19 protein-coding genes and 1 tRNA gene are annotated in these 18,649 nt (G+C 49.9%); 9 read left to right on the top strand and 11 right to left on the bottom strand.

Annotated features, from left to right (window positions below):
* Positions 1–3 precede the first annotated feature (3 nt).
* From tatB to hisA, 5 genes are read left to right on the top strand one after another with little or no spacing between them, the layout of a single operon-like run.
* Complete coding sequence (gene tatB, locus P771_RS16810) at positions 4–345, top strand: Sec-independent protein translocase protein TatB (RefSeq protein WP_084301731.1); 342 nt, start codon at positions 4–6, stop codon at positions 343–345.
* A gap of 56 nt (positions 346–401) precedes the next feature.
* Positions 402–1,172, top strand: a complete 771-nt coding sequence (tatC, locus tag P771_RS0107075) for a twin-arginine translocase subunit TatC (protein ID WP_028574599.1) — start codon at positions 402–404, stop codon at positions 1,170–1,172.
* Positions 1,173–1,213: 41 nt separating this feature from the next.
* A complete protein-coding gene (gene hisB / locus P771_RS0107070) occupies positions 1,214–1,801 on the top strand; it encodes an imidazoleglycerol-phosphate dehydratase HisB (protein ID WP_028574598.1) in 588 nt (195 codons plus the stop codon).
* Between the two features lie 2 nt (positions 1,802–1,803).
* Positions 1,804–2,427, top strand: a complete 624-nt coding sequence (locus tag P771_RS16805) for a hypothetical protein (protein ID WP_051617177.1) — start codon at positions 1,804–1,806, stop codon at positions 2,425–2,427.
* Positions 2,424–3,161, top strand: coding sequence for a 1-(5-phosphoribosyl)-5-[(5-phosphoribosylamino)methylideneamino]imidazole-4-carboxamide isomerase (hisA, locus tag P771_RS0107060; RefSeq protein WP_028574597.1), 738 nt, complete (start codon positions 2,424–2,426; stop codon positions 3,159–3,161). Before P771_RS16805 ends, hisA begins: the two co-directional genes overlap by 4 nt.
* Here the strand turns inward: hisA and P771_RS0107055 are convergent, their stop codons facing one another.
* The 6 genes from P771_RS0107055 to P771_RS0107030 all read right to left on the bottom strand — a co-directional run bounded on the left by P771_RS0107055 (position 3,162) and on the right by P771_RS0107030 (position 9,261).
* On the bottom strand, positions 3,162–4,250 hold the full coding sequence (locus P771_RS0107055; RefSeq protein ID WP_028574596.1) for a deoxyhypusine synthase family protein: 1,089 nt from the start codon (positions 4,248–4,250) through the stop codon (positions 3,162–3,164).
* 51 nt (positions 4,251–4,301) lie between these two features.
* Positions 4,302–5,177 (bottom strand): agmatinase, encoded by an 876-nt coding sequence (gene speB / locus P771_RS0107050; RefSeq protein ID WP_028574595.1) that lies wholly within the window; start codon positions 5,175–5,177, stop codon positions 4,302–4,304.
* A gap of 64 nt (positions 5,178–5,241) precedes the next feature.
* Positions 5,242–5,796, bottom strand: a complete 555-nt coding sequence (locus tag P771_RS0107045; RefSeq protein WP_028574594.1) for a pyruvoyl-dependent arginine decarboxylase — start codon at positions 5,794–5,796, stop codon at positions 5,242–5,244.
* A 141-nt stretch (positions 5,797–5,937) separates the two neighbouring features.
* Positions 5,938–6,573: an SPOR domain-containing protein gene (locus P771_RS0107040; RefSeq protein WP_028574593.1), complete on the bottom strand. Its 636-nt coding sequence runs from the start codon at positions 6,571–6,573 to the stop codon at positions 5,938–5,940.
* Positions 6,574–6,577: 4 nt separating this feature from the next.
* Complete coding sequence (gene argS, locus P771_RS0107035; protein ID WP_028574592.1) at positions 6,578–8,230, bottom strand: arginine--tRNA ligase; 1,653 nt, start codon at positions 8,228–8,230, stop codon at positions 6,578–6,580.
* Between the two features lie 107 nt (positions 8,231–8,337).
* The gene (locus P771_RS0107030) at positions 8,338–9,261 is read right to left on the bottom strand and encodes an ACP S-malonyltransferase (protein ID WP_028574591.1); all 924 of its coding nucleotides are present in this window, start codon (positions 9,259–9,261) and stop codon (positions 8,338–8,340) included.
* A gap of 215 nt (positions 9,262–9,476) precedes the next feature.
* Between P771_RS0107030 and P771_RS16800 the strand changes: the two genes are divergently transcribed.
* A complete protein-coding gene (locus tag P771_RS16800; protein WP_035244006.1) occupies positions 9,477–10,139 on the top strand; it encodes a 16S rRNA (guanine(527)-N(7))-methyltransferase RsmG in 663 nt (220 codons plus the stop codon).
* Here the strand turns inward: P771_RS16800 and P771_RS0107020 are convergent.
* Positions 10,109–10,327, bottom strand: a complete 219-nt coding sequence (locus tag P771_RS0107020; protein WP_028574590.1) for a hypothetical protein — start codon at positions 10,325–10,327, stop codon at positions 10,109–10,111. The two genes, P771_RS16800 and P771_RS0107020, sit on opposite strands and share 31 nt — an antisense overlap.
* Positions 10,328–10,476: 149 nt before the next feature.
* Here P771_RS0107020 and P771_RS0107015 point away from each other — a divergent pair.
* The 3 genes from P771_RS0107015 (at position 10,477) to P771_RS16790 (ending at position 14,907) form a co-directional block, all read left to right on the top strand.
* A tRNA-Leu gene (locus P771_RS0107015) sits at positions 10,477–10,563 on the top strand.
* A 204-nt stretch (positions 10,564–10,767) separates the two neighbouring features.
* Positions 10,768–12,387, top strand: a complete 1,620-nt coding sequence (locus P771_RS16795; protein WP_051617175.1) for a Na/Pi cotransporter family protein — start codon at positions 10,768–10,770, stop codon at positions 12,385–12,387.
* 243 nt (positions 12,388–12,630) lie between these two features.
* Positions 12,631–14,907, top strand: coding sequence for a methyl-accepting chemotaxis protein (locus P771_RS16790; protein WP_035244005.1), 2,277 nt, complete (start codon positions 12,631–12,633; stop codon positions 14,905–14,907).
* A 42-nt stretch (positions 14,908–14,949) separates the two neighbouring features.
* On the opposite strand, the gene P771_RS0106995 is transcribed toward P771_RS16790, so the two are convergent.
* The 4 genes from P771_RS0106995 to P771_RS0106975 all read right to left on the bottom strand — a co-directional run bounded on the left by P771_RS0106995 (position 14,950) and on the right by P771_RS0106975 (position 18,571).
* Positions 14,950–16,032: a lipid II:glycine glycyltransferase FemX gene (locus P771_RS0106995; protein ID WP_244147302.1), complete on the bottom strand. Its 1,083-nt coding sequence runs from the start codon at positions 16,030–16,032 to the stop codon at positions 14,950–14,952.
* 154 nt (positions 16,033–16,186) lie between these two features.
* The gene (gene lgt, locus P771_RS0106985) at positions 16,187–16,987 is read right to left on the bottom strand and encodes a prolipoprotein diacylglyceryl transferase (RefSeq protein WP_028574588.1); all 801 of its coding nucleotides are present in this window, start codon (positions 16,985–16,987) and stop codon (positions 16,187–16,189) included.
* A 3-nt stretch (positions 16,988–16,990) separates the two neighbouring features.
* Positions 16,991–17,806 (bottom strand): metal ABC transporter permease, encoded by an 816-nt coding sequence (locus P771_RS0106980; protein WP_028574587.1) that lies wholly within the window; start codon positions 17,804–17,806, stop codon positions 16,991–16,993.
* 3 nt (positions 17,807–17,809) lie between these two features.
* Positions 17,810–18,571 carry a metal ABC transporter ATP-binding protein gene (locus P771_RS0106975; protein ID WP_028574586.1) on the bottom strand — a complete coding sequence of 254 codons (762 nt, stop codon included), beginning with the start codon at positions 18,569–18,571 and terminating at the stop codon, positions 17,810–17,812.
* Positions 18,572–18,649: the final 78 nt, after the last annotated feature.

Here is an 18,649-nt window from a genome sequence, read left to right as displayed (position 1 = left end):
GTCATGTTTGGAATAGGAACAACTGAAATCATTGTTATCCTGGTGGTGGCCCTGCTGGTCCTGGGACCGAAAAAGCTGCCTGAAATAGCCAAGTCTCTGGGTAAGACCCTGGCTGAGTTTCGAAGGGTTACCACAGATGTCAAAAGGACCATTGAGATGGAGGTGGACCGGGATGAGGAGATAAGGGCCAAGAAAAGAATCAAAAAGGAAATGGCTGGTAAAGCCAGCAAAGAGAGTCCGGACTCCCAGGAGCATAACCAGCAGGATCCTTATCCAGAGGAAAAAATCACCCAGGACGCAGAAAAAAGTCAATCTGAACCCGATAAAAAGAGCGGCACTGCCTGATGAACTCTGAAGACATGGATAAAAAAGAGGATAAGGCCGGATCCGTACCGGATGGGATGACCTTTACCGAACACCTGGAAGAGCTTAGAAAAAGGCTTTTCAGGGTGGTCATTGCCGCCTTTATCGGCTTTCTGGCCTGTTACGGGTTTAAAGAGGATCTTTTTGATCTGCTCATGAGCCCCCTTATCGAGGTGCTTCCTCCTGAGAGCACCATGATCTTTACTTCCCTGCCTGAAGCCTTTTTCACTTACCTCAAGGTGGCTTTTGTGGCCGGAGTATTTCTGGCCAGTCCGTACATCTTTTATCAGATCTGGAAGTTCGTCGGTCCCGGACTCTATGATACTGAGAAAAAATTTATTTTACCCATAGCTTTTTTCTCGGCCCTGTTTTTTGTCACTGGAGCCCTTTTCGGCTATTTTATAGTTTTTCCAATAGGTTTTAACTTTTTCATGGGCTTTGCAACGGATATGATTCAGCCCATGCCTTCCCTGCGGGAATACTTGAGCTTCTCCATTAAACTCCTGTTTGCCTTTGGGATAGCCTTTGAGCTGCCATTGTTTATTTTCTTTCTGGCCCGACTGGGCATAGTCAGTTCCAAGACCCTTAGAAAACAGAGAAAATACGCCATCCTGCTGGCCTTTATTGCTTCTGCCCTGCTGACACCGCCGGATATCATAAGTCAGGTTCTCATGTCCGGTCCTCTGGTGGTCCTTTATGAATTGGGGATACTGGTGGCCTATATTTGGGGCAAGGAGAGAAAAGACAGAAAGGAAAAAAAGAAAAAAAAGAAAGAGGCAGAGGACCAGGAACAGGAAGATCAGTCCTGATTCCTGGTGTTAACTCCCATATTTTAATGACGGAGTTTTGAATGAGAAAGGCAGTCATCAAAAGAGACACTCTGGAAACCAGGATATCCCTGGAACTGGATCTGGATCAGGGAGCCAGGGAAAACCGGATTGAAACCGGATTTGGGTTTGCCGATCACATGCTGACTCTCTTGAGTCACTGGGCAGACATCCATTTGAAGCTGGAGTGTCAGGGCGACATCCAGGTGGATGCTCACCACTCTCTGGAAGACGTGGGAATCTGTCTTGGCCAGGCCCTGCTTCAGGCCCTTGGTGACCGGAGAGGCATCAACCGGATCGGATTGGCCAGAGTTCCCATGGATGAGGCCATGGCCGAGGCAGTGGTGGATATATCCGGCAGGCCCTACCTGGTCTACCAGGGAGACCATCTTTTATCGGGAATCATAGCCGGTCAGGAAAAAGACCTCTGGCGGGAGTTTTTTAAGTCCCTGGCCTTTAATGCCCGGCTGAATCTGCATATAAACTTTCTTTACGGGTCCAACTCTCACCATCTCCTGGAATCAGCCTTCAAGGCAACCGGCCTGGGTTTGAGACAGGCAGTCTTCCAGGGCAGGGCCGAGATCCTGAGTACAAAGGGATCACTGGATTGAAGATGAAAAAAATAATCATACTGGTTCTGGTCACAGGCCTGATTTCCTGGTCCTGCGCCCCCAAACGGCCTGTTGATGTTCTGCCGGAAAAAGCCGTGGTTGCAGTGGCTTCTTTTTCCCATCCTGTACACCGGTGGCAGATGATCAACAACCATGTTATAGTTGGAGAGCGGAAAATCGATCAGGACGTCCTGAAAAAGCTGGACAGTGATCTTGCCGCCCTTACTGCCGGGAGCAGACATACTGTGATCAACCCCAGGCTGCTTGAACAGTGCACTGAGTTGGTCACCCACGGGACTTCACCTGGTTCGGCCTTTCACTACTGGGTTCAGGTGGGAAAGTGTGTGCCTGCAGATTATATCCTGGTCCCCTTTGTGTTTGACTGGAGAGAACGCAAAGGAGGGGAATGGGGAGTTGACGAACCAGCCAAGGTCACCCTTGAGTTGAATCTCATTGACCTCAATGAGCTTAGGCTTAACAGATATCTGTTTGATGAAAGGCAGCAGTCGCTGACAGAAAATATCCTGGGCATGGGCCGTTTCCTTCAGCGGGGAGGAAAATGGGTTTCAGCCAGAGAACTGGCCAGGGAAGGCCTGGAACTCGGAGTCAGGGAGCTTGATTTATGATTCTTTTCCCAGCCATTGATATCAAGGATGGACAATGTGTCAGGCTCAGACAGGGCCTGGAAAATGAAGTAACCGTATTTTCATCTGATCCGGCAGCCATGGCTGAGCACTGGGAGCGTCTGGGAGCTGGCTGGCTGCACCTGGTGGATCTGGACGGTGCCTTTTCCGGAAAACCGGTCAACAGGGAACTGGTCAGGGATATCTGCTCCAGAGTGGGCATACCTGTCCAGCTGGGGGGAGGAATCAGGGATCTGGATACTGCCAAAGCCTATCTGGACGCTGGGGTTAAAAGACTGATCATCGGGACCATGGCCCTTGAGAACAAAGAATTATTTGCCCGGCTGTGTACTGAATATCCTGGGAAAATCGGGGTATCCTTGGATGCCCGGGACGGAAGACTCAAGTCAAGGGGCTGGGTGGAGGATACCGGTTTGATGATCCAGGACGTGGTCCCGGAACTTGAGGAAATGGGCAGTGCTTTTTTTGTGTATACGGATATATCCAGGGATGGCATGCAGAGCGGAATAAACATGGATGCCCTGGAAAAGATGCTTGGTCTGACGGATAAACCGGTCCTCATTGCCGGCGGGGTATCTGTTCTTGAAGATATAATGCAGATTTACCATCTGGTGGACAAGGGTCTGGAAGGGGCCATTACCGGCCGGGCCATCTACAGCGGCAGCCTTGATTTTCAGGTTGCTGTAGACTGGATCAGGCAGAAGCAGCAGACCTGATCATTTCTTTTTGGCCAGTCTCTGCTGCAGACCTTTGATCAGGATCGGCCAGGCAATGGTGGCATCGGAGTATATCTCTGCATACCTGCCGCCCTCGCTTCTGGGAACAAATTTACCCCAGGATATCCCTTCCTGGTAAGTACATCCTGAGAGTCCCCCCCAGTGAACCGGTTCCGGGCATATCCGGACTCCATACTGAAACCTTCTCAGGGGAAGGTCCACTTCCTTTAGGCGCTGATTGGCTATTTCCAGAAAAGGTCCCACCTGCTGACCCCAATTCCTGGGCACTCCCCCGCCTATGGTGAAGATCCCGATTTTTTTGGATTTGGCTATTTTTCTGGTATAGCTCAAAAGATCGTGAAAGGGGTTGAACGGATAGGGGATACTTGAAAAATCCTCACCTTCCAGAGCGTCTGTTTTGATCCTTAAAATATGGGTGGCAATGTCCAGGGCCAGTTCAGAATCAGTAAAAGCCGGTATATAAACCGGGACCCCATGCTGGTAGGCACTCTTCAAGATTCCTCTGCCTTCGATATTGGCATTGAGGTACTGTCCGATTTTCCGGCAGATTTTTTCTGAACACAGGATTTCATTGGGGTCAATGCCCTGCATGACCTTGTGGATGATGTCTTCAGCCCTGATGAAGTTAATTTCAGGTTCCAGGGTGTCGTAGACCCGGTTAAATCCGTGCTTGAAGAGCTCTTTATCGTCCATGAGCTCTTTTTCATACTTATAATGTTTAAGACCTATGGACTCGATGAACCCGTGGGCCATAAGGGCTCCGGTGGAAATGACCACATTGAGCCATCCCTCCTCAATCATCTTGCAGATCAGGGTGCCCATTTTAGCCACGGTCATGGCCCCGGAAAAAGTGCCGACCACGCAGCAGTCAGGGTCGGTGACCATTTCCTCCAGAACATCCAGGGATTCGCCAAGGCTGCGGCCGCTGAAGGATGTCTTGGACATGGCCTGTAAGAGATCGTCAAAATCGTCGATTTGGTCAGGATCAAGGGATACCAGGGGCTTAAGCCCCATTTCTCCGGGATTGTGCAGGGATTCGATGGTTCGGATGGCTTTCTTTTTTTTCATGCTGAACTGATTTTACCCGGTTAGTTATCTGTTGATCAGACTTGAGATCACTTATTCCCGCAGTCTGGAAAAGTAGGTGGCCAGAATTTTGAGAATGGATTTTACTGCCACTGACTCAGAAACAACGCTTCCCGGCAGGGGGGACAGCTCGCAAAAGTCCATACCCACCAGCCTTGGGCCGGGCCATAAGGCCTTCCAGAAATCCTTAACCCAGCCATAGGACAGCCCTCCTGGCTCCGGGGTTCCTGTGCCGGGCATAATGGAAGGGTCAAGTCCATCAGCGTCAAAGGAAACATAAACAGGAGACGTGCCGATGAATTTTTTGACCCTGGACGCAGCCTGCTCAGGGGTCGGGAGGTCCCAGGGATAGAGGGGGAGAATATGTTCGGGGCTGCTGCTGATAAGCAGAGATTCACCCTTGTCCAGGCTTCTGATACCCATCTGCACTGTTTTAAGGCCCAGATCCCTGATCCTGGCCATGACACAGGCATGGGAATAGGGGCTTCCTTCGAATTCCGGCCTCAGGTCAGCATGGGCATCCAGCTGGATTACAGCCAGATCCGGGTATTTTCGGGCGTAAAAGTCCACCAGGGGATAAGTTATGGAATGTTCTCCGCCCAAGGTCAAAAAAAAGTCCCGGCCTGGATCAAAATTACTCAGATAATCTTTCATTTCCTGGTAAAGATGGCCTGGACCGCCTGCACTGACCCGGTGAAAGGGCAGGGTTTTGAAAAAGCAGAGCCGGCTTATGTCTGTATCAAGCTCAGGGTCATAAGGCTCGATCTGATAACTGGCCTTGAGAATTGCTTCCGGGCCGTTTTTGGTTCCATCACCGAAACTGACCGTTCCCTGATAAGGAACCGGCCAGACATGGACGGGGAATGTTCCCTGTTCTGATGACTCCAGGTCCAGAAAGTTGTTATACATCTTTTAATCCAAGGTTGGTCCGGACCGCCGGGGCAGTCCGGACTGCATTGGGAATTAATGAAAATCAGGGAAGAAAGACAGCAGCTGATATGGTTGTTGTCCACAGACCGGCTACACCGGTTGTAACACAAGGAGCAGAAGCCGAGTCCACAATCTGTCCGCTCATCATGTAGATCTGCCTGCGCTGATCATAATCCTTTTCCGGATCGAAATCTATGCCTAGGGTGGTGGCCAGCATGGTGGAGGCCAGATCTTCGGCAAAGTCACCGATCTCGTTTTCATCAGCTCCAAATGCAGTGTGTTCGGATATGTAACCGTACTGGCTCTGGGCAGCAGGAAAGGCCATGCCCACAGCGGATCCAACAAGCCTGCCCTTTTCATTGGTAGCATTCCTGGCCATAACGCAGAAAGTGATCTGGCCCGGAAGCAGTTCCTTGACCCCTTCCTCTACAGAAAGCATTTTGCAGTTCGGGGGAAATATACTTGAAACATATACCAGATTCTGTTTTTCGATTCCGGCATCCCTAAGGGCCAGTTCGAAAGACTGGAGCTTGTTTTTATGACGCCCGATTCCTCGGGTAAAAAAGGCTCGGCTAGGAACAAAAGTTTCTGTAAACATGTTTAGGTATCCTCCATGGCGGGAATATTGATATGAACTGGAACGTTGTTCTGTGGTTCCTGCTCCGGCAAAGTTGAAAATCTAAAGCTCAAAACCGAGTTCATGTCAATCATTTTGTCTGGTCAAGTCTGATAATCACTCTCATGATGGACGTTTCCCCCTGAACAGGGGCTGGTTGATTCCATGTTTTTTGAGCTGCTCCATCATGGCTGGAGCCTCTTCAGCAGAAGTTTCAAATTCAACAATGACCCTGAACCAGGGTTCATCCCCGGCAAAGGCCTTGGTGATGCTGGCTGTAATGCCGTCGTCCATGAGCATCTGCTGGAGACGGCCGGCCCGTTCCATGGTCTGAAAGGAGCCAACCTGATAAGTGTAGACAAACTTTTCCCTGGGAACGGTTTCAGGTGCAGGAGCAGGATCAGGCCGAGGCTCGATTCGGGGTTGAGGATCAATCCTTGCCTGGGGGGCAGGCGGGGCTGGTGCTGCAGGAGCAGGCTGGGACGGAGTTGACCTGAGCTTGTCAAAAAATTCCAGCTCTTCGGGCCGCAAGACCCTGGGAACGCTGCGTTCCTCTGTAGAGTCAGGGATTATCCTGGAAATATCCGGTATCACATCTTCCGGATCATAGCCCCGGCCGATAAAGACCCCCAGGATAAAAGACCAGACCACGGCCAGGATTATAAAGGCCCCCAGAGACAGTGCTCTGGTAAAGTTCAGCTCAAGCTTGAACCCTGGGCTGGCTTTGGGGCCCTTTTTTTTCTGGTTTCTGGCTGCCATATGCTCACATTCTTTCCGGAGCGGTTACTCCCAGGAGTTTAAGGCCGTTTTTCAGAACCACTGCCACGGCATTGAACAGGACCATTCTGGCCTGAATGAGATCCTGGTTGTCGGCCGCTAAAACGGGATGTACAGTATAGTACCTGTGCAGCAGACCTGCAAGCTCCATCAGATAGTAGCTCAGATGATGGGGGCTGAGATTTTTGGCTGATGATGCTACCACTTCCGGGAATTCAGCCATTTTTTTCAAAAGATCAATATCTTCCTGAGTGTCTAAAAGCTTTAAATCCAGATCCCTGTTCAGAGCTGATATTCCTCTTTCCTCTGCTTTGGCAAACAGGGAACAGATTCTGGCGTGGGCGTACTGGACATAGTAAACAGGATTATCCATGGTCTTTCTTTTGACCACTTCAAGATCAAAGTCCAGATGGCTGTCACTCTTGCGGCTTAGAAATATAAACCGGCAGGCATCAGTTCCAACTTCCTGGATGACGTCCTTCAGAGGAACAAACTGGCCGGACCTGGTGGACATGGCCACCTGTTCACCTTCCCTGAGCAGGTTGACCAGTTGAACCAGGATGACCTCCAGGCTCTGGGCCGGTCTGCCCAGGGCCTGAACTGCGGCCTTCATTCTGGGAACATATCCGTGATGATCAGCTCCCCAGATATCCACAACCAGGTCAAAGCCGCGGTCGTACTTGTCTTTATGATAGGCTATGTCCGAAGCAAAATAGGTCAGGGTGCTGTCGGACTTTTGCAAAACCCGGTCCTTGTCATCACCCAGGATGGTACTTTTAAACCATACAGCCCCGTCCATATCGTAGGCCATGTTGTTTTTCTTCAGCCAGTCAATGGTCTGCTCAACCTTATTGTCCTGGATAAGGCTGTTTTCGGAAAACCAGATCTGATGCTCAACCCGAAATTCCTGAAGGTCCTGTTTGATGCCGTCCAGAATGGTTTCCATGGCCCTTTCCCGGCAGATTGAAACAGCCCTTTCCTCTGGCATGTCCAGGAGGCTGATGCTGTATTCATTGTGCAGGGTTTCAGCAACCTCTATCAAGTATTCGCCCTGGTAGTGGTCCGGATCAAGGGCTATCTGCAAGCCGCACAGGTTCTGGTATCTGATCCAGGTGGAAATTCCCAGGACATTCATTTGCCTGCCGGCGTCGTTGAGGTAATATTCAGTTGTGACCTCATAACCGGCAAAACGCATGATCCTGGCCAGTGAATCCCCAACAGCTGCGCCCCGGCCATGGCCTATATGGAGGGGTCCAGTGGGATTGGCAGATACATATTCAACCTGGACCTTTGATCCCTGGCCAAAGTCGGAAGATCCATAGGATTCCGTTTCCTTGCTGATCCGGTCCAGGGTGGTCAGCCAGTATTCTTTGTTAAAGGTGAAGTTCAGAAAACCGGGCCCGGCGATTTCAATTGTTTTCAAGTCACGGGTATGACTGCTTAAACTATTCTTGATCTGTTCGGCCAGCTGCCTGGGATTCTGACTTGCCTGTTTGCTGAGGATCATGGCTACGTTACAGGCCAGGTCACCGAATTTTTTTTCCCTGGGCGGTTCTATAGTTGCTTTTTCCGGCCAGGCCAGATCCATCTCTTTGAGAACATCGGACAGAATGGTCTGGAGGTATTCTTTTGGGTTCATGGATTATCCGTAAGAAAAAGGTTCATGTTGTTCAGGTAATGACCGCCGGTTCCAGGAGCAAGCTTATTCATGGCCCCAAGGTTCTGGCGGAACTTCTGGTCCGCTCATCAAACTGCTGCATCCTGGGCATCAAGATTGACTGCTTCAATTTCCCTGCGGTCAAGAATCTGGGGAATCATCCTGGACAGGACGCCTTTGGGACCTGATTCGTAGAACTTTCCAGCGCCGGCTTCGACCATGGCCCTGACCAGCTGAACAAAATAGACTGGAGAGATCATCTGACTCTTCATTATTTCCTTGATTCTGACCGGGTCATTTTCCGGCTGGGCAGTTGAATTGAAGTAGATGCTGCAATCAGGGTTTTTCCAGTCAACCTTTTCCATCATTTTGGCCAGTTCATGAGCAGCCTCGTCCATCATAGGACTATGAAAAGCACTGCTGACCGGTAAAAGGACCATTCTTCCCCGGGCCTTTTTAACTCCTGACTCAAGGAATTCAATAGCCTGTCGGCTCCCGCTGACCACAAACTGCCGTGGAGTATTGTAGTTGGCAATGATGATCAAGTTTCCGGTTTTTTCTGCTGCATCCTGGACCATCTCTTCCACAAGACCCTGGTCCAGCTTGAGAACCGCTGCCATACCCCCGTTTGATTGCCGGCCAGATTCAGCCATGAGTCTTCCCCTCAGGGAGACCAGCTCCAGGGTCTTTTCCACACTCAGGACCCTGGAGGCGCATAAGGCGCAGAATTCACCCAGGCTGTGCCCGGCCATAAAGGCAGGGGCAAGCCTGCTTTGGAAGTGAAACCATACATTAAGATTGACAACGGTCAAGGCGGGCTGCAAGTATTCGGTACGGGACATGTCCTGATCTTCTCCGTCCCAGAAAATCTCCCGCAGTGGATGTCCGGATATCTTTTCCGCTTTCTGCCATAGTTCCATGGCCTGGGTTTCTTTTTCAGCCAGCTGGCGTCCCATGTTCTTTTCCTGGGAGCCCTGACCTGGAAAGAGAAGAGCGGTCTTTGTTTCTGTCATTTTTCCCCCGACAGGCGTTTAAATGGGTTCCAGGGGCTGACAGCCCCAAAGTTATTGCTAACAAAAAACAGATAACTTTATAATTTAACCTGTAATGATTTAAAAGTCGAGTATTTAACTTGTGGTAAGCAAGTCAGGCCTGTCCAGGATAACCTAAAGAAATAACTTGTCTTTTAATAAAGATAACCACAGATGTCCTCGCGGTTGGCCATAACATGAATAACTACTTCAAGGAGCTGGAAAAGATGAATTACCAGCAGCTGGAGCATGAGCTGAGTGGAAAGGGATTGCTTCTCTCTCAGGAGGTGGTTCAGGGCTTATATGTTTACCTCAGCCTGCTCCTCAAGTGGAACAGGGTCATGAATCTGGTGGGTCCGTCAGACTGGAAGGTGATTCTCAATGACCTGATCCTGGACAGCTTTTACCTGGCTGACTTCCTGAACAGGATATATGATGATCAGGCAGGGTCGGTAATTCTGGATTTGGGTGCTGGGGCCGGTCTTCCAGGCATACCTCTTCGTCTGGCCTGGAAAAAGGGCAGTTACTATCTGGTGGAAAGCAGGATGAAACGGACGGTTTTCATGAGTCAGGCCCTTATGGCCCTGGACCTTAAAGACACCTATGTGCTCAATGTCAGAATCCAGGAAATTGATCCTCAGATTCTGCCGGCCAGGGTAATTCTGAGCAGGGCTTTTATGCCCTGGCCTGAACTATTGCCCCTGGTTCAGGGTATGCTGGACAAGGATGGGAGACTGGTCATCCTGAGCGGGCAAAGGCCGGATAATCAGGATTTTCCGGAATTTGAAACTGTAGACCTGATGGAGTATCAGGTGAACCGCAAGAAGCGTTATTTCTGGGCTCTGGCCCCAAAAGCCTGACCCAGTTCAGTGTTTTTGAAAATGATCTTGGTGGCTGTTTCATCGGCAAGTTCTGCCAGATCCATGAGTCTTTCCAGGTAGTCCAGAATTTCAAGACGCCTTTCCTCAGATGAATACTCAAAGTCTTTTTCCAGGGCCCCGGACTTAAGGTATTTTTCCAGATCTTCAAGATACTTTTCACTCAGCATATGGACTCCGCTCAGGATTAATTGGAAATATGTCGTTTTAAGTCGTGTGATTTTTGCCACAATAACCCCTCCTGGTCAAAGCCTTTATCGTCTGAATTTTTAAAAAAAATCTTGACCTAACCTTTTAAGAAATTTAATATTATTTTTTTGCCGGAGTGGTGAAATTGGTAGACGCACGGGACTCAAAATCCCGCGGCCTTACGGTCATGAGAGTTCGAGTCTCTCCTCCGGCACCAAGGACAGTAAAGGGTTTTCGGGATTTTCCTGGAAACCCTTTTTTTGATTAATCAGGTATAATGTTTTTGATAATCTGAAAAAAGAAGACATTATTCTTTTTCTGGTCCAGTTGAAGCATGCTGCAGACCATTGAAACCTGATTTAAAAAAGCTGATTCAGTATCATCCTGTCCGGATATCACCTGTGGATAAAGGATATATTTCATGATTGCCATGCTTTTCAAACTTGCTGGCGGAGTCGGTCTCTTTGTACTGGGGATGATTCTGCTGACTGACGGTTTAAAATCCTTTGCCGGCCAGTCCCTGCAAAAGGCTCTGATTCGTTTTACCGGGACTCCTTTTAAGGCGTTCGGGTCTGGAGCGATTGTAACTGTAATGGTCCAGTCTTCCAGTGCCACCACTGTTACGGTAATCGGTTTTGTCAGTGCAGGACTCTTGACCTTTGCTCAGGCTGTGGGTGTTGTCCTGGGTGCAAGTTTCGGCACTACTGGGACAGGGTGGATTGTATCTGTCCTGGGGCTCAAGGTCAGCGTGGGTTTTTATGCCCTGCCCCTGGTGGGAATCGGAGCTTTTATCAAACTTCTGGCCCATGGTCGATGGAAGTCCCTGGGCATGGCCCTGGCAGGATTTGGATTGATTTTTGTGGGTATTGAGTCTTTGCAGGATGGGATGAGGGGCATTTCAGGGATGTTTAACCTGGCCCAGCTTCCCAGCATAGGTATCTGGGGCCATCTGCTGGCCATGGTCATTGGTGCGGTGATGACAGTGGTGATGCAGTCTTCCAGTGCTGCCGTGGCAACTGCCCTGACTGCTTTGCATACCGGCACAGTCAATTTTGACCAGGCCGCCTCAATAGTCATCGGAGCAGCAGTAGGCACCACTGTAACCGGCGCCCTGGCTGCCATAGGAGCCAGCATACCGGCCAAACGCACTGCTTTGGCCCATGTCCTGTTCAACCTGGCCACAGGTTTGATCGCCATACTGCTGCTGCCCATCCTGCTCTGGGTGATCGAACTGATGCAGGTGCACCTTGGGCTTGAACCCGGAGCTGTCAGCCTGGCTGCCTTTCACACATTCTTTATTGCCATGGGGGTGGCCATTTTTCTCCCCTTTGTGAACAGTTTTTCCAGATTCATCGAGGGGCTTTTGCCAGACAAAGGTCCGGTCCTGACCAGACATCTTGACGACAGCCTGCTCCACGCTCCCATGGTGGCCCTGGAAGCCACCAGAAGAGTGCTGGTCAAAGTGGCAATGATCCTGATCACCGGGATAAGTTCAGCTATTCTTAATCGACCTTACAGCCTGGACAAATCCCTTGCCCTGTCCAGGGAGGCCCTGGAAAAAACTCAACATTTCTTTTCCAGGATTCCATCCGTATCTGAAGAACAGCCCATGTCCAGGGCCAGGATTAGTCAGATGCATGCCATTGATCATCTGATGCGGCTGACTACCCATTTTTATCCACCAGACAGGATAAGAAAGGTCATGTCAGCTGAAGCCCTGCAGCCGGCAGTTAGATTGTCCCGGGACATCATGGACCTGGCCCTGTCCGGGCTCAGGGGAGAGGAAAACAGAGACTGGAGCGGGCAAATTGAGCAAAAGGCCAGGGCGCTGGCCGAGCTGCGCAGAAAGGAACGACCAGCTGTTCTGGACCAGACAGTTCATGGCCAACAAGATCCCACAGCTGCTCTTGACCTGCTTGATGCCATGCGCTGGCTGGACAGGGTATGCTACCATGTCTGGCGGATCTGTAATTATCTGGGCCGGGAAAATGAGGGGGACAATAATGGTCATGCAATCCCGGATCAGGAGCACAGTCTGTAATAATCATATCTAACTTTAACAACATGGTGCAGAGCAGAATGCTGGTTTTTAGCTTGTGATTCATTACAGAATCCGGATTTTTTTATCCGGTATTAACCTTTTATCATCCTGCCTGTCATATTCTGGACATTTTTCAACAGTAAACTTGATATAATTTAAGCCAGTTATAATCCACGAAGTTTGCTCTTTTATTAACGGTCTGTTTTTAATGCATAACTATTTAGGACAGAAAAAGGTTGGGGTATGAATAAGAAAAAAATGATTCTCAGTGCACAGGAAAAAAAATGGCTTCCCTGGAAGGGGCCCCATGGAAGACTTGCCTTGGGCTGGTCCTTTTTCCTGAACAGGGATAAGGTGTCGGATATAGAACAGATTTTTGAATGTCTGGCAGAAACCAGGAAACAGGCATTACTGGATTGGGCAAAGGGCCAATGGCAATTTCTGGCAGAGCTGACCAGTCAACTTGGTCAGGAAAAATCCCAGGATGAAACCCTGGCCCTGCTTCAAGGTGGCCTGGAAAAGTCAACTGATTTTTCTGAGCTTTTTGTTGTAAATCACCAGGGCAGACTCCTGGCTTCCTCCAGTGGGCAAAGAAACACAGCTAAATCAGGCGTTCATGCCAAGGCACTGGAGCAGGGACTTGAAAAGCCCTTTCTTCACGGTCCTTATCTTGATCCAGTCACGGGCAGCCTTGGTCCTTCATCTTCCAGTTTTCATGATGAAGTAACTCTGATGTTTTTTCAGCCCTTGGTCAGGAAGTCGGGATCAAAAGACTGCCTGTGCGGCCGGGTTCCAATGGATGTCCTGGGGGACCTGATCCAGCGTGAAGCAGGCCATATTTATTCTGATTCTGGAGATAACTATCTTTTCATGGTCGAATCCTGTTTTGATCCATCCATTGCTCCTGGAACGGCCCTGTCCCGGTCCAGATTTGAGGATGAGACCTTCAGCCAGGGTCCGAACCTGAAAAAGGGCCTTACTGCACCCTGGGGCAAAGTAAAGGTCAAAAATCATACCGAGTTTGAATTGAATTTTGTCAATCCATCCACCGGAGAACTGCTTCCAGGAGTCAGGGAAACCATCAGGAACGGGGAAAACCTGTTTGTGGAGTATCCTGGTTATCCGGATTACAGGCATGTTCCGGTGATCGGAAAGGGTGTCCTCTTACGAATGCCAGGTTCTGCAGATACATGGGGCATGATGTGCGAATGTGATCTAGAGGAAGCATACCGACCGCGTTCGATCGGGTTTCAAATGATGCGTCTGGTTTTACCGTTGACACTTATTCCCCTGATGGTCATGGGACTTGGTGATGTTTCAGGTCTGCCCCGATCTCTCACATACTTGTCAGCTCTTTTCAGCGCAGCGCTGGGTTGTTTTCTTTACTACCGCCGGATTCCGGCCATGCTCACCATGCGCTTGAAAGCAATGTCAAAAATAATGCTGGATGTGGCTGAATGCAAAGCTGATCTTAAGTCCCGCTTGGATTTAACCAGGATGGGCAATGATGAAACCACTCAATTGGCAAGGTGGATCAACAGTTTTCTGGACAAGCTTGAGGGTATTGTTGAGAAAAATTCCATGGAAGCAGAAAAGGCCCGCAAAGCCGAGGCAGAGGCTGTGCAGGCAAAGGCCAGGGCAGATCAGGCCAGACAGGATGGGATGCTGGCAGCTGCATCTCAGCTTGAAGGGGTTATTACCCGGGTAAACTCAGCTGTCAGGGAATTGAGCGGGCAGGTTGAACAATCCAGCAAGGGGGCTGATGATCAGAACCACAGGACATCTGAAACAGCGTCTGCCATGGAAGAAATGAACGCTACAGTCTTTGAAGTAGCCAAAAGCGCTTCAAATGCAGCATCTGGAGCGGACAAGGCCTGGGAAGAAGCTCAGACCGGTGCTCAAATAGTGGAAAAATCCATTGAATCCATTTCCAGGGTTCAGGATCTTTCCAGTTCGGTTAAGAACAGCCTGGATCAGCTAGGTCACAAAGCCGACCAGATCAGCAATATCATGGATGTAATTCAAGACATTGCTGATCAGACAAACCTGCTGGCTCTGAATGCAGCCATTGAAGCGGCCAGAGCTGGAGATGCCGGCCGGGGATTCGCTGTTGTGGCAGATGAAGTGCGCAAGCTGGCTGAAAAAACCATGGTGGCAACCAAGGAAGTTGAAGAATCCATAAACCTGATCCAGGCCGGAGCTGATGATAATATTCGGGGCATGGACAACACTGTGGAAGCTGTAAATCAGGCCATATCCTTTGCAAACAACTCCGGAGAGGCACTTCGCAATATTTTGGCCATAGCCAGGGATGTATCAGGTCAGGTCAGCTCAATTGCCGCTGCCACTGAGGAACAGTCCGCAGCCAGTGAAGAGGTCAATAGAAGCCTGAGCGATATCAGTAAAATTGCATCATCCACAGTAGAAGTCATGGTCCAGGCCACCAGTCAGATAGAAGAACTCTCAAAGCAGTCCACTGAGCTGCAGACCATGGTGGAAAGTTTCAAGCTGAGGAAGTGACCAAAAGGAAATTCAGGCTCTGATTCCGGCCCCTTGTATTGATCAGCTTATAACTGACCTGGACAGATTGTGGGAGTTGGTAAATGCTAAATACTTGTTTTCATCCAGGGGATAATCCCAGGAACCGCTTCTAAATTGAACTTTTCCGCCAAAACCGGTTTTGAACCGGTAAAGCCCGTAAAACGGATGCTCAGGATCAGGGGATGTGCATACTGCACCCATGTCGTATCCGGTGCAGCCCAATGACTTGGCCCGCTTGATGGCATCAAAATGCATGGCATAAGGAGCCATGTAGTTCCTCTTTTCACTGGACGAAGCCCCATAAAGATAAAGGGCTGTTTTGCCTGAAACCGCCACAATGGCCCCAGACAGGACTTCCTGGTTGTGGGCGGCCAGCAGGAAAAGCAGTTCAGAATTGCCTGGATCATTCAGGTGGGTATTAAACAAGGCCTGGAAGTGCTTATAGTTACAGATGGCGAATCCGTTTCTGCAGGCGGTCTGCCTGTACAGGTCGTAAAATTCTGGAAGCCTGTCTGGTTCGGCCCTGAAAACCTTGACTCCCTTTCTTTTTGCCAGGCCGATATTGTACCTGGCTTTTGGTTTCATCCGGTCAAGGATCTCCCTGTCTGAACCTCTGATATCCACCATCATGGTGCTGGCCACGGTCATGTCCATGGATGCCTTTCTAAGGTTCCAGGATCTGGTGCCCATATTCATCCGCATTTCCCTGAGGCGGGCTTCAGGGTAGGATTCCAAGAAATTATTCTTGATCTCTTCAGCATACTGGGATTCCCAGGGCAGATCATATCTTATGAATGATATTTCCCGGCCAAGATGCTTGAGCATGGCCTGGGATAGTTCTTCCAGAAAAGTTCCATATTCTTCCTTTTCCGGAGCGTATTCAGGCCCCTGCTGGATATAGACCGCCTTTCCATCGGTTCCCAGAGGCTGGACAAGGGCCAGGACATCACCTCTGGGCCCGGACGACTCAATGTCAAAAGCCATTGCCTCAAATCCCAGACTTGATTTGACCCTTCCCCAGTAGGAGGTCTGGAAAAGTATGTCCGTGGGATAGAGAGATTTTGTTCTTTTGGGGGTCAGGTTGATCTGCATGGGCATGCCCATGAACATCTTCCATGACGGATGTCAAGCAGATCATTGGAGGGAAAAAAGTCTGAACCCAGATTTTGATTCAGAAGGGTTTTAATCCGGGATGTTCTTCTGACTTTAAAAATGCATTCCAGGCATAGACCCAGACAAAGTCTGATCCCGAGATTTGTTACAGAATTTTCGGGCTTTTTTTGGAGTAGGATGCTGCAAGCAGTCCAAGGCCCAGAAGGGCCATGGGCAAAGAAAGGATCTGCCCCATGGTCATCCAGTCCAGAAATACAAAACCAAGGTGGGCATCTGGCTGACGGAAGAATTCAGCTGTGAATCTGAAGACACCGTAACCAAGGCAGAACAGTCCGGATACAGCCATTCTCGGTCTGGACCGGGAGGAAAAAATCCAGAGGATGACAAACAAAAGCAGCCCTTCCAAAAAGGCCTGATAAAGCTGGGAAGGATGTCTTGGAATATAGCCGGCAGCTGGATCAGGAAAGACCATGGCCCAGGGAACCTGAGCCGGTCTTCCCCAGAGTTCTCCATTGATGAAATTTCCTATCCGGCCGAACATCAATCCCAGGGGAGCAAGGGGGGCGATAAAGTCAGTCACCTGGAAAAAAGGACGTCCGGTTTTGCGGGCATACCAGAACAGGCAGACTATGACCCCAAGCAGTCCTCCATGAAACGACATGCCTCCTTTCCAGATCATGAACATTTCCCAGGGCCTGGCCATAAAGCTTGGGAAATCGTAAAATAGTACATATCCGATCCTGGCCCCGATGATTACCCCAAAAGCGCAAAAGGTAATCAAATCCGGCAGCTCGGATCTGGTCCAGCCCGAGTCCGGCTTGCCAGCCCTGTGTCTGGCCAGAAGCCAGGCCATGGTGAACCCGAAAAGGTACATGAGGCCGTACCAGCGGAGCTGAATTGAACCAATCTCCACGGCCACTGGGTTTATATCAGGATAAGTTATCATTACTTAACTCTGACTGGACGATGTTCTGCCTGGTATCAAGCTGGACAAAAAGAAAAATACCGCAGCCACCAGAACGATGGTAGCCCCGGTACTCAGGTTGAGATGAAAGGACAGCCATATTCCGGTCTGGGTAAAGATCAGGCTGATGACCACTGCCCAGATCATCATGCTTTTCAACGAGGCTGTGTATTTTTCCGCCAGATAGGATGGAATGGTCAACAGGGCGATGACCAGGATAAGGCCAACCACCTGAATGGTCATGACCACGGTCATGGCCACCATGGCCAGCAGCAGAAAATACAGGGAACCTACCGGTACACCCATGGCCAGGGCAAATTCCTCGTCATAGGACATGGCCAGGAAGTCCTTGTAAAATAAAAACACCAAAAGGAAAATTATCAGGTTGAGACTAGCCATGAAAAACAGATCCCGGCCTGGAACCATGAGAATGCTTCCAAATAAATAGCTCATCAAATCCACGTTGTATCCGGGCGTCAGATCGATAAGCACTATCCCGGCGGACATTCCAACGGCCCAGATTACTCCGATGACTGTATCTGCCCTGTGTTTCCGGCCCCTGCTAACCAGCCCCATAACCAGAGCCGAGACCAGGGCGGCCAGGGAGGCCCCAAGATTGGGAGAGAATCCGGCAAAAAAGGCCAGGCCTATTCCTCCGTAAGAAGCATGGGCTATCCCTCCGGAAATGAACACGATACGGTTGACCACCACCAGGGCTCCGATGATGCCGCAGGCTATACTGATCAACAGACCAGCCCAAAGGGCGTTGCGCATAAATTCGTATTGCAGGATTTCCAGCATGGATTAGTTGTGGTGCTTCAGGACCCTGTGGGGTACATGGCCGTGGGTGACGAGTTCTACAGGACAGTGATAGGCCTTTTCCAGCATTTCCTGGGTGATCTCAGATGAATCATGAAAATACAGATTCTTATTAACGCAGGCAACTGATTTGGCATGGCTGGAAAGCACTGAAAGGTCGTGGCTGATGACCACTATAGTCTTTCCCTGACTGTTCAGGTCAAAGAGCAGTTTGTACAGTCTGGTGTGGAAGGGCTGGTCTACACTGGCAGTTGGTTCATCCAAAAAGAGAATTTCCGGATCACAGGCCAGAGCTCTTGCAATCAGGACTCTCTGCCTCTGGCCGCCGGACAGATTGGATACCAGTTGGCTCCGGTAGGCTGTCATTTCCACCTGGTCCAAAGATTTTTCGGCCCAGGAATAATCTGTTTTAGAGTATTTTCTGAACCGTCCCAGATGGCCCAGGCGGCCCATGAGCACTACATCCAGGACATTTACGGGAAATTTTTCGCTGGCTGTGACATTTTGAGGGACATAGCCGATCCGGTCAGATGCCTGCCCGGGTTTGCATCCCAGGACCAAAGCCCTGCCTTTTTGAAGCGGAAGTATGCCCAGGAGAATCTTGATCAAAGTGGACTTGCCTCCGCCGTTGGGCCCAAGAACGGCCAGAAAATCCCCGGCATCAACACCTAGATCCACATCTTCCAGAACAGGATGACCATTGTAGGAAAAGCTTAATCCATTGGCTTCAATAACTTTTTTGGTCATTATGATCTTTACTTTTTTTCAGCCCTGCTCTTATCCAAAAGGCAAAAAAGAATCAGAGCAGGGATTTGGTCCAGGTTC

Source organism: Desulfonatronovibrio hydrogenovorans DSM 9292 (genome assembly GCF_000686525.1).
Lineage (GTDB): Bacteria > Desulfobacterota > Desulfovibrionia > Desulfovibrionales > Desulfonatronovibrionaceae > Desulfonatronovibrio > Desulfonatronovibrio hydrogenovorans.
This window is presented reverse-complemented; position numbering and strand designations above follow the sequence as displayed.

What these genes read in the sequence shown, in the direction of transcription:
- P771_RS0106975 (WP_028574586.1), bottom strand. Translation starts at nt 18,571, where the DNA reads ATGACCAAAAAAGTTATTGAAGCCAATGGATTAAGCTTTTCCTACAAT.
- speB (WP_028574595.1), bottom strand. Translation starts at nt 5,177, where the DNA reads ATGTATAACAACTTTCTGGACCTGGAGTCATCAGAACAGGGAACATTC.
- P771_RS0107055 (WP_028574596.1), bottom strand. Translation starts at nt 4,250, where the DNA reads ATGAAAAAAAAGAAAGCCATCCGAACCATCGAATCCCTGCACAATCCC.
- P771_RS0107045 (WP_028574594.1), bottom strand. Translation starts at nt 5,796, where the DNA reads ATGTTTACAGAAACTTTTGTTCCTAGCCGAGCCTTTTTTACCCGAGGA.
- hisA (WP_028574597.1), top strand. Translation starts at nt 2,424, where the DNA reads ATGATTCTTTTCCCAGCCATTGATATCAAGGATGGACAATGTGTCAGG.
- P771_RS16805 (WP_051617177.1), top strand. Translation starts at nt 1,804, where the DNA reads ATGAAAAAAATAATCATACTGGTTCTGGTCACAGGCCTGATTTCCTGG.
- hisB (WP_028574598.1), top strand. Translation starts at nt 1,214, where the DNA reads ATGAGAAAGGCAGTCATCAAAAGAGACACTCTGGAAACCAGGATATCC.
- P771_RS0106980 (WP_028574587.1), bottom strand. Translation starts at nt 17,806, where the DNA reads ATGCTGGAAATCCTGCAATACGAATTTATGCGCAACGCCCTTTGGGCT.
- P771_RS0107030 (WP_028574591.1), bottom strand. Translation starts at nt 9,261, where the DNA reads ATGACAGAAACAAAGACCGCTCTTCTCTTTCCAGGTCAGGGCTCCCAG.
- argS (WP_028574592.1), bottom strand. Translation starts at nt 8,230, where the DNA reads ATGAACCCAAAAGAATACCTCCAGACCATTCTGTCCGATGTTCTCAAA.
- P771_RS16790 (WP_035244005.1), top strand. Translation starts at nt 12,631, where the DNA reads ATGAATAAGAAAAAAATGATTCTCAGTGCACAGGAAAAAAAATGGCTT.
- P771_RS0107040 (WP_028574593.1), bottom strand. Translation starts at nt 6,573, where the DNA reads ATGGCAGCCAGAAACCAGAAAAAAAAGGGCCCCAAAGCCAGCCCAGGG.
- lgt (WP_028574588.1), bottom strand. Translation starts at nt 16,987, where the DNA reads ATGATAACTTATCCTGATATAAACCCAGTGGCCGTGGAGATTGGTTCA.
- P771_RS16795 (WP_051617175.1), top strand. Translation starts at nt 10,768, where the DNA reads ATGATTGCCATGCTTTTCAAACTTGCTGGCGGAGTCGGTCTCTTTGTA.
- tatB (WP_084301731.1), top strand. Translation starts at nt 4, where the DNA reads ATGTTTGGAATAGGAACAACTGAAATCATTGTTATCCTGGTGGTGGCC.
- tatC (WP_028574599.1), top strand. Translation starts at nt 402, where the DNA reads ATGACCTTTACCGAACACCTGGAAGAGCTTAGAAAAAGGCTTTTCAGG.
- P771_RS16800 (WP_035244006.1), top strand. Translation starts at nt 9,477, where the DNA reads ATGAATAACTACTTCAAGGAGCTGGAAAAGATGAATTACCAGCAGCTG.
- P771_RS0107020 (WP_028574590.1), bottom strand. Translation starts at nt 10,327, where the DNA reads ATGCTGAGTGAAAAGTATCTTGAAGATCTGGAAAAATACCTTAAGTCC.
- P771_RS0106995 (WP_244147302.1), bottom strand. Translation starts at nt 16,032, where the DNA reads ATGGGCATGCCCATGCAGATCAACCTGACCCCCAAAAGAACAAAATCT.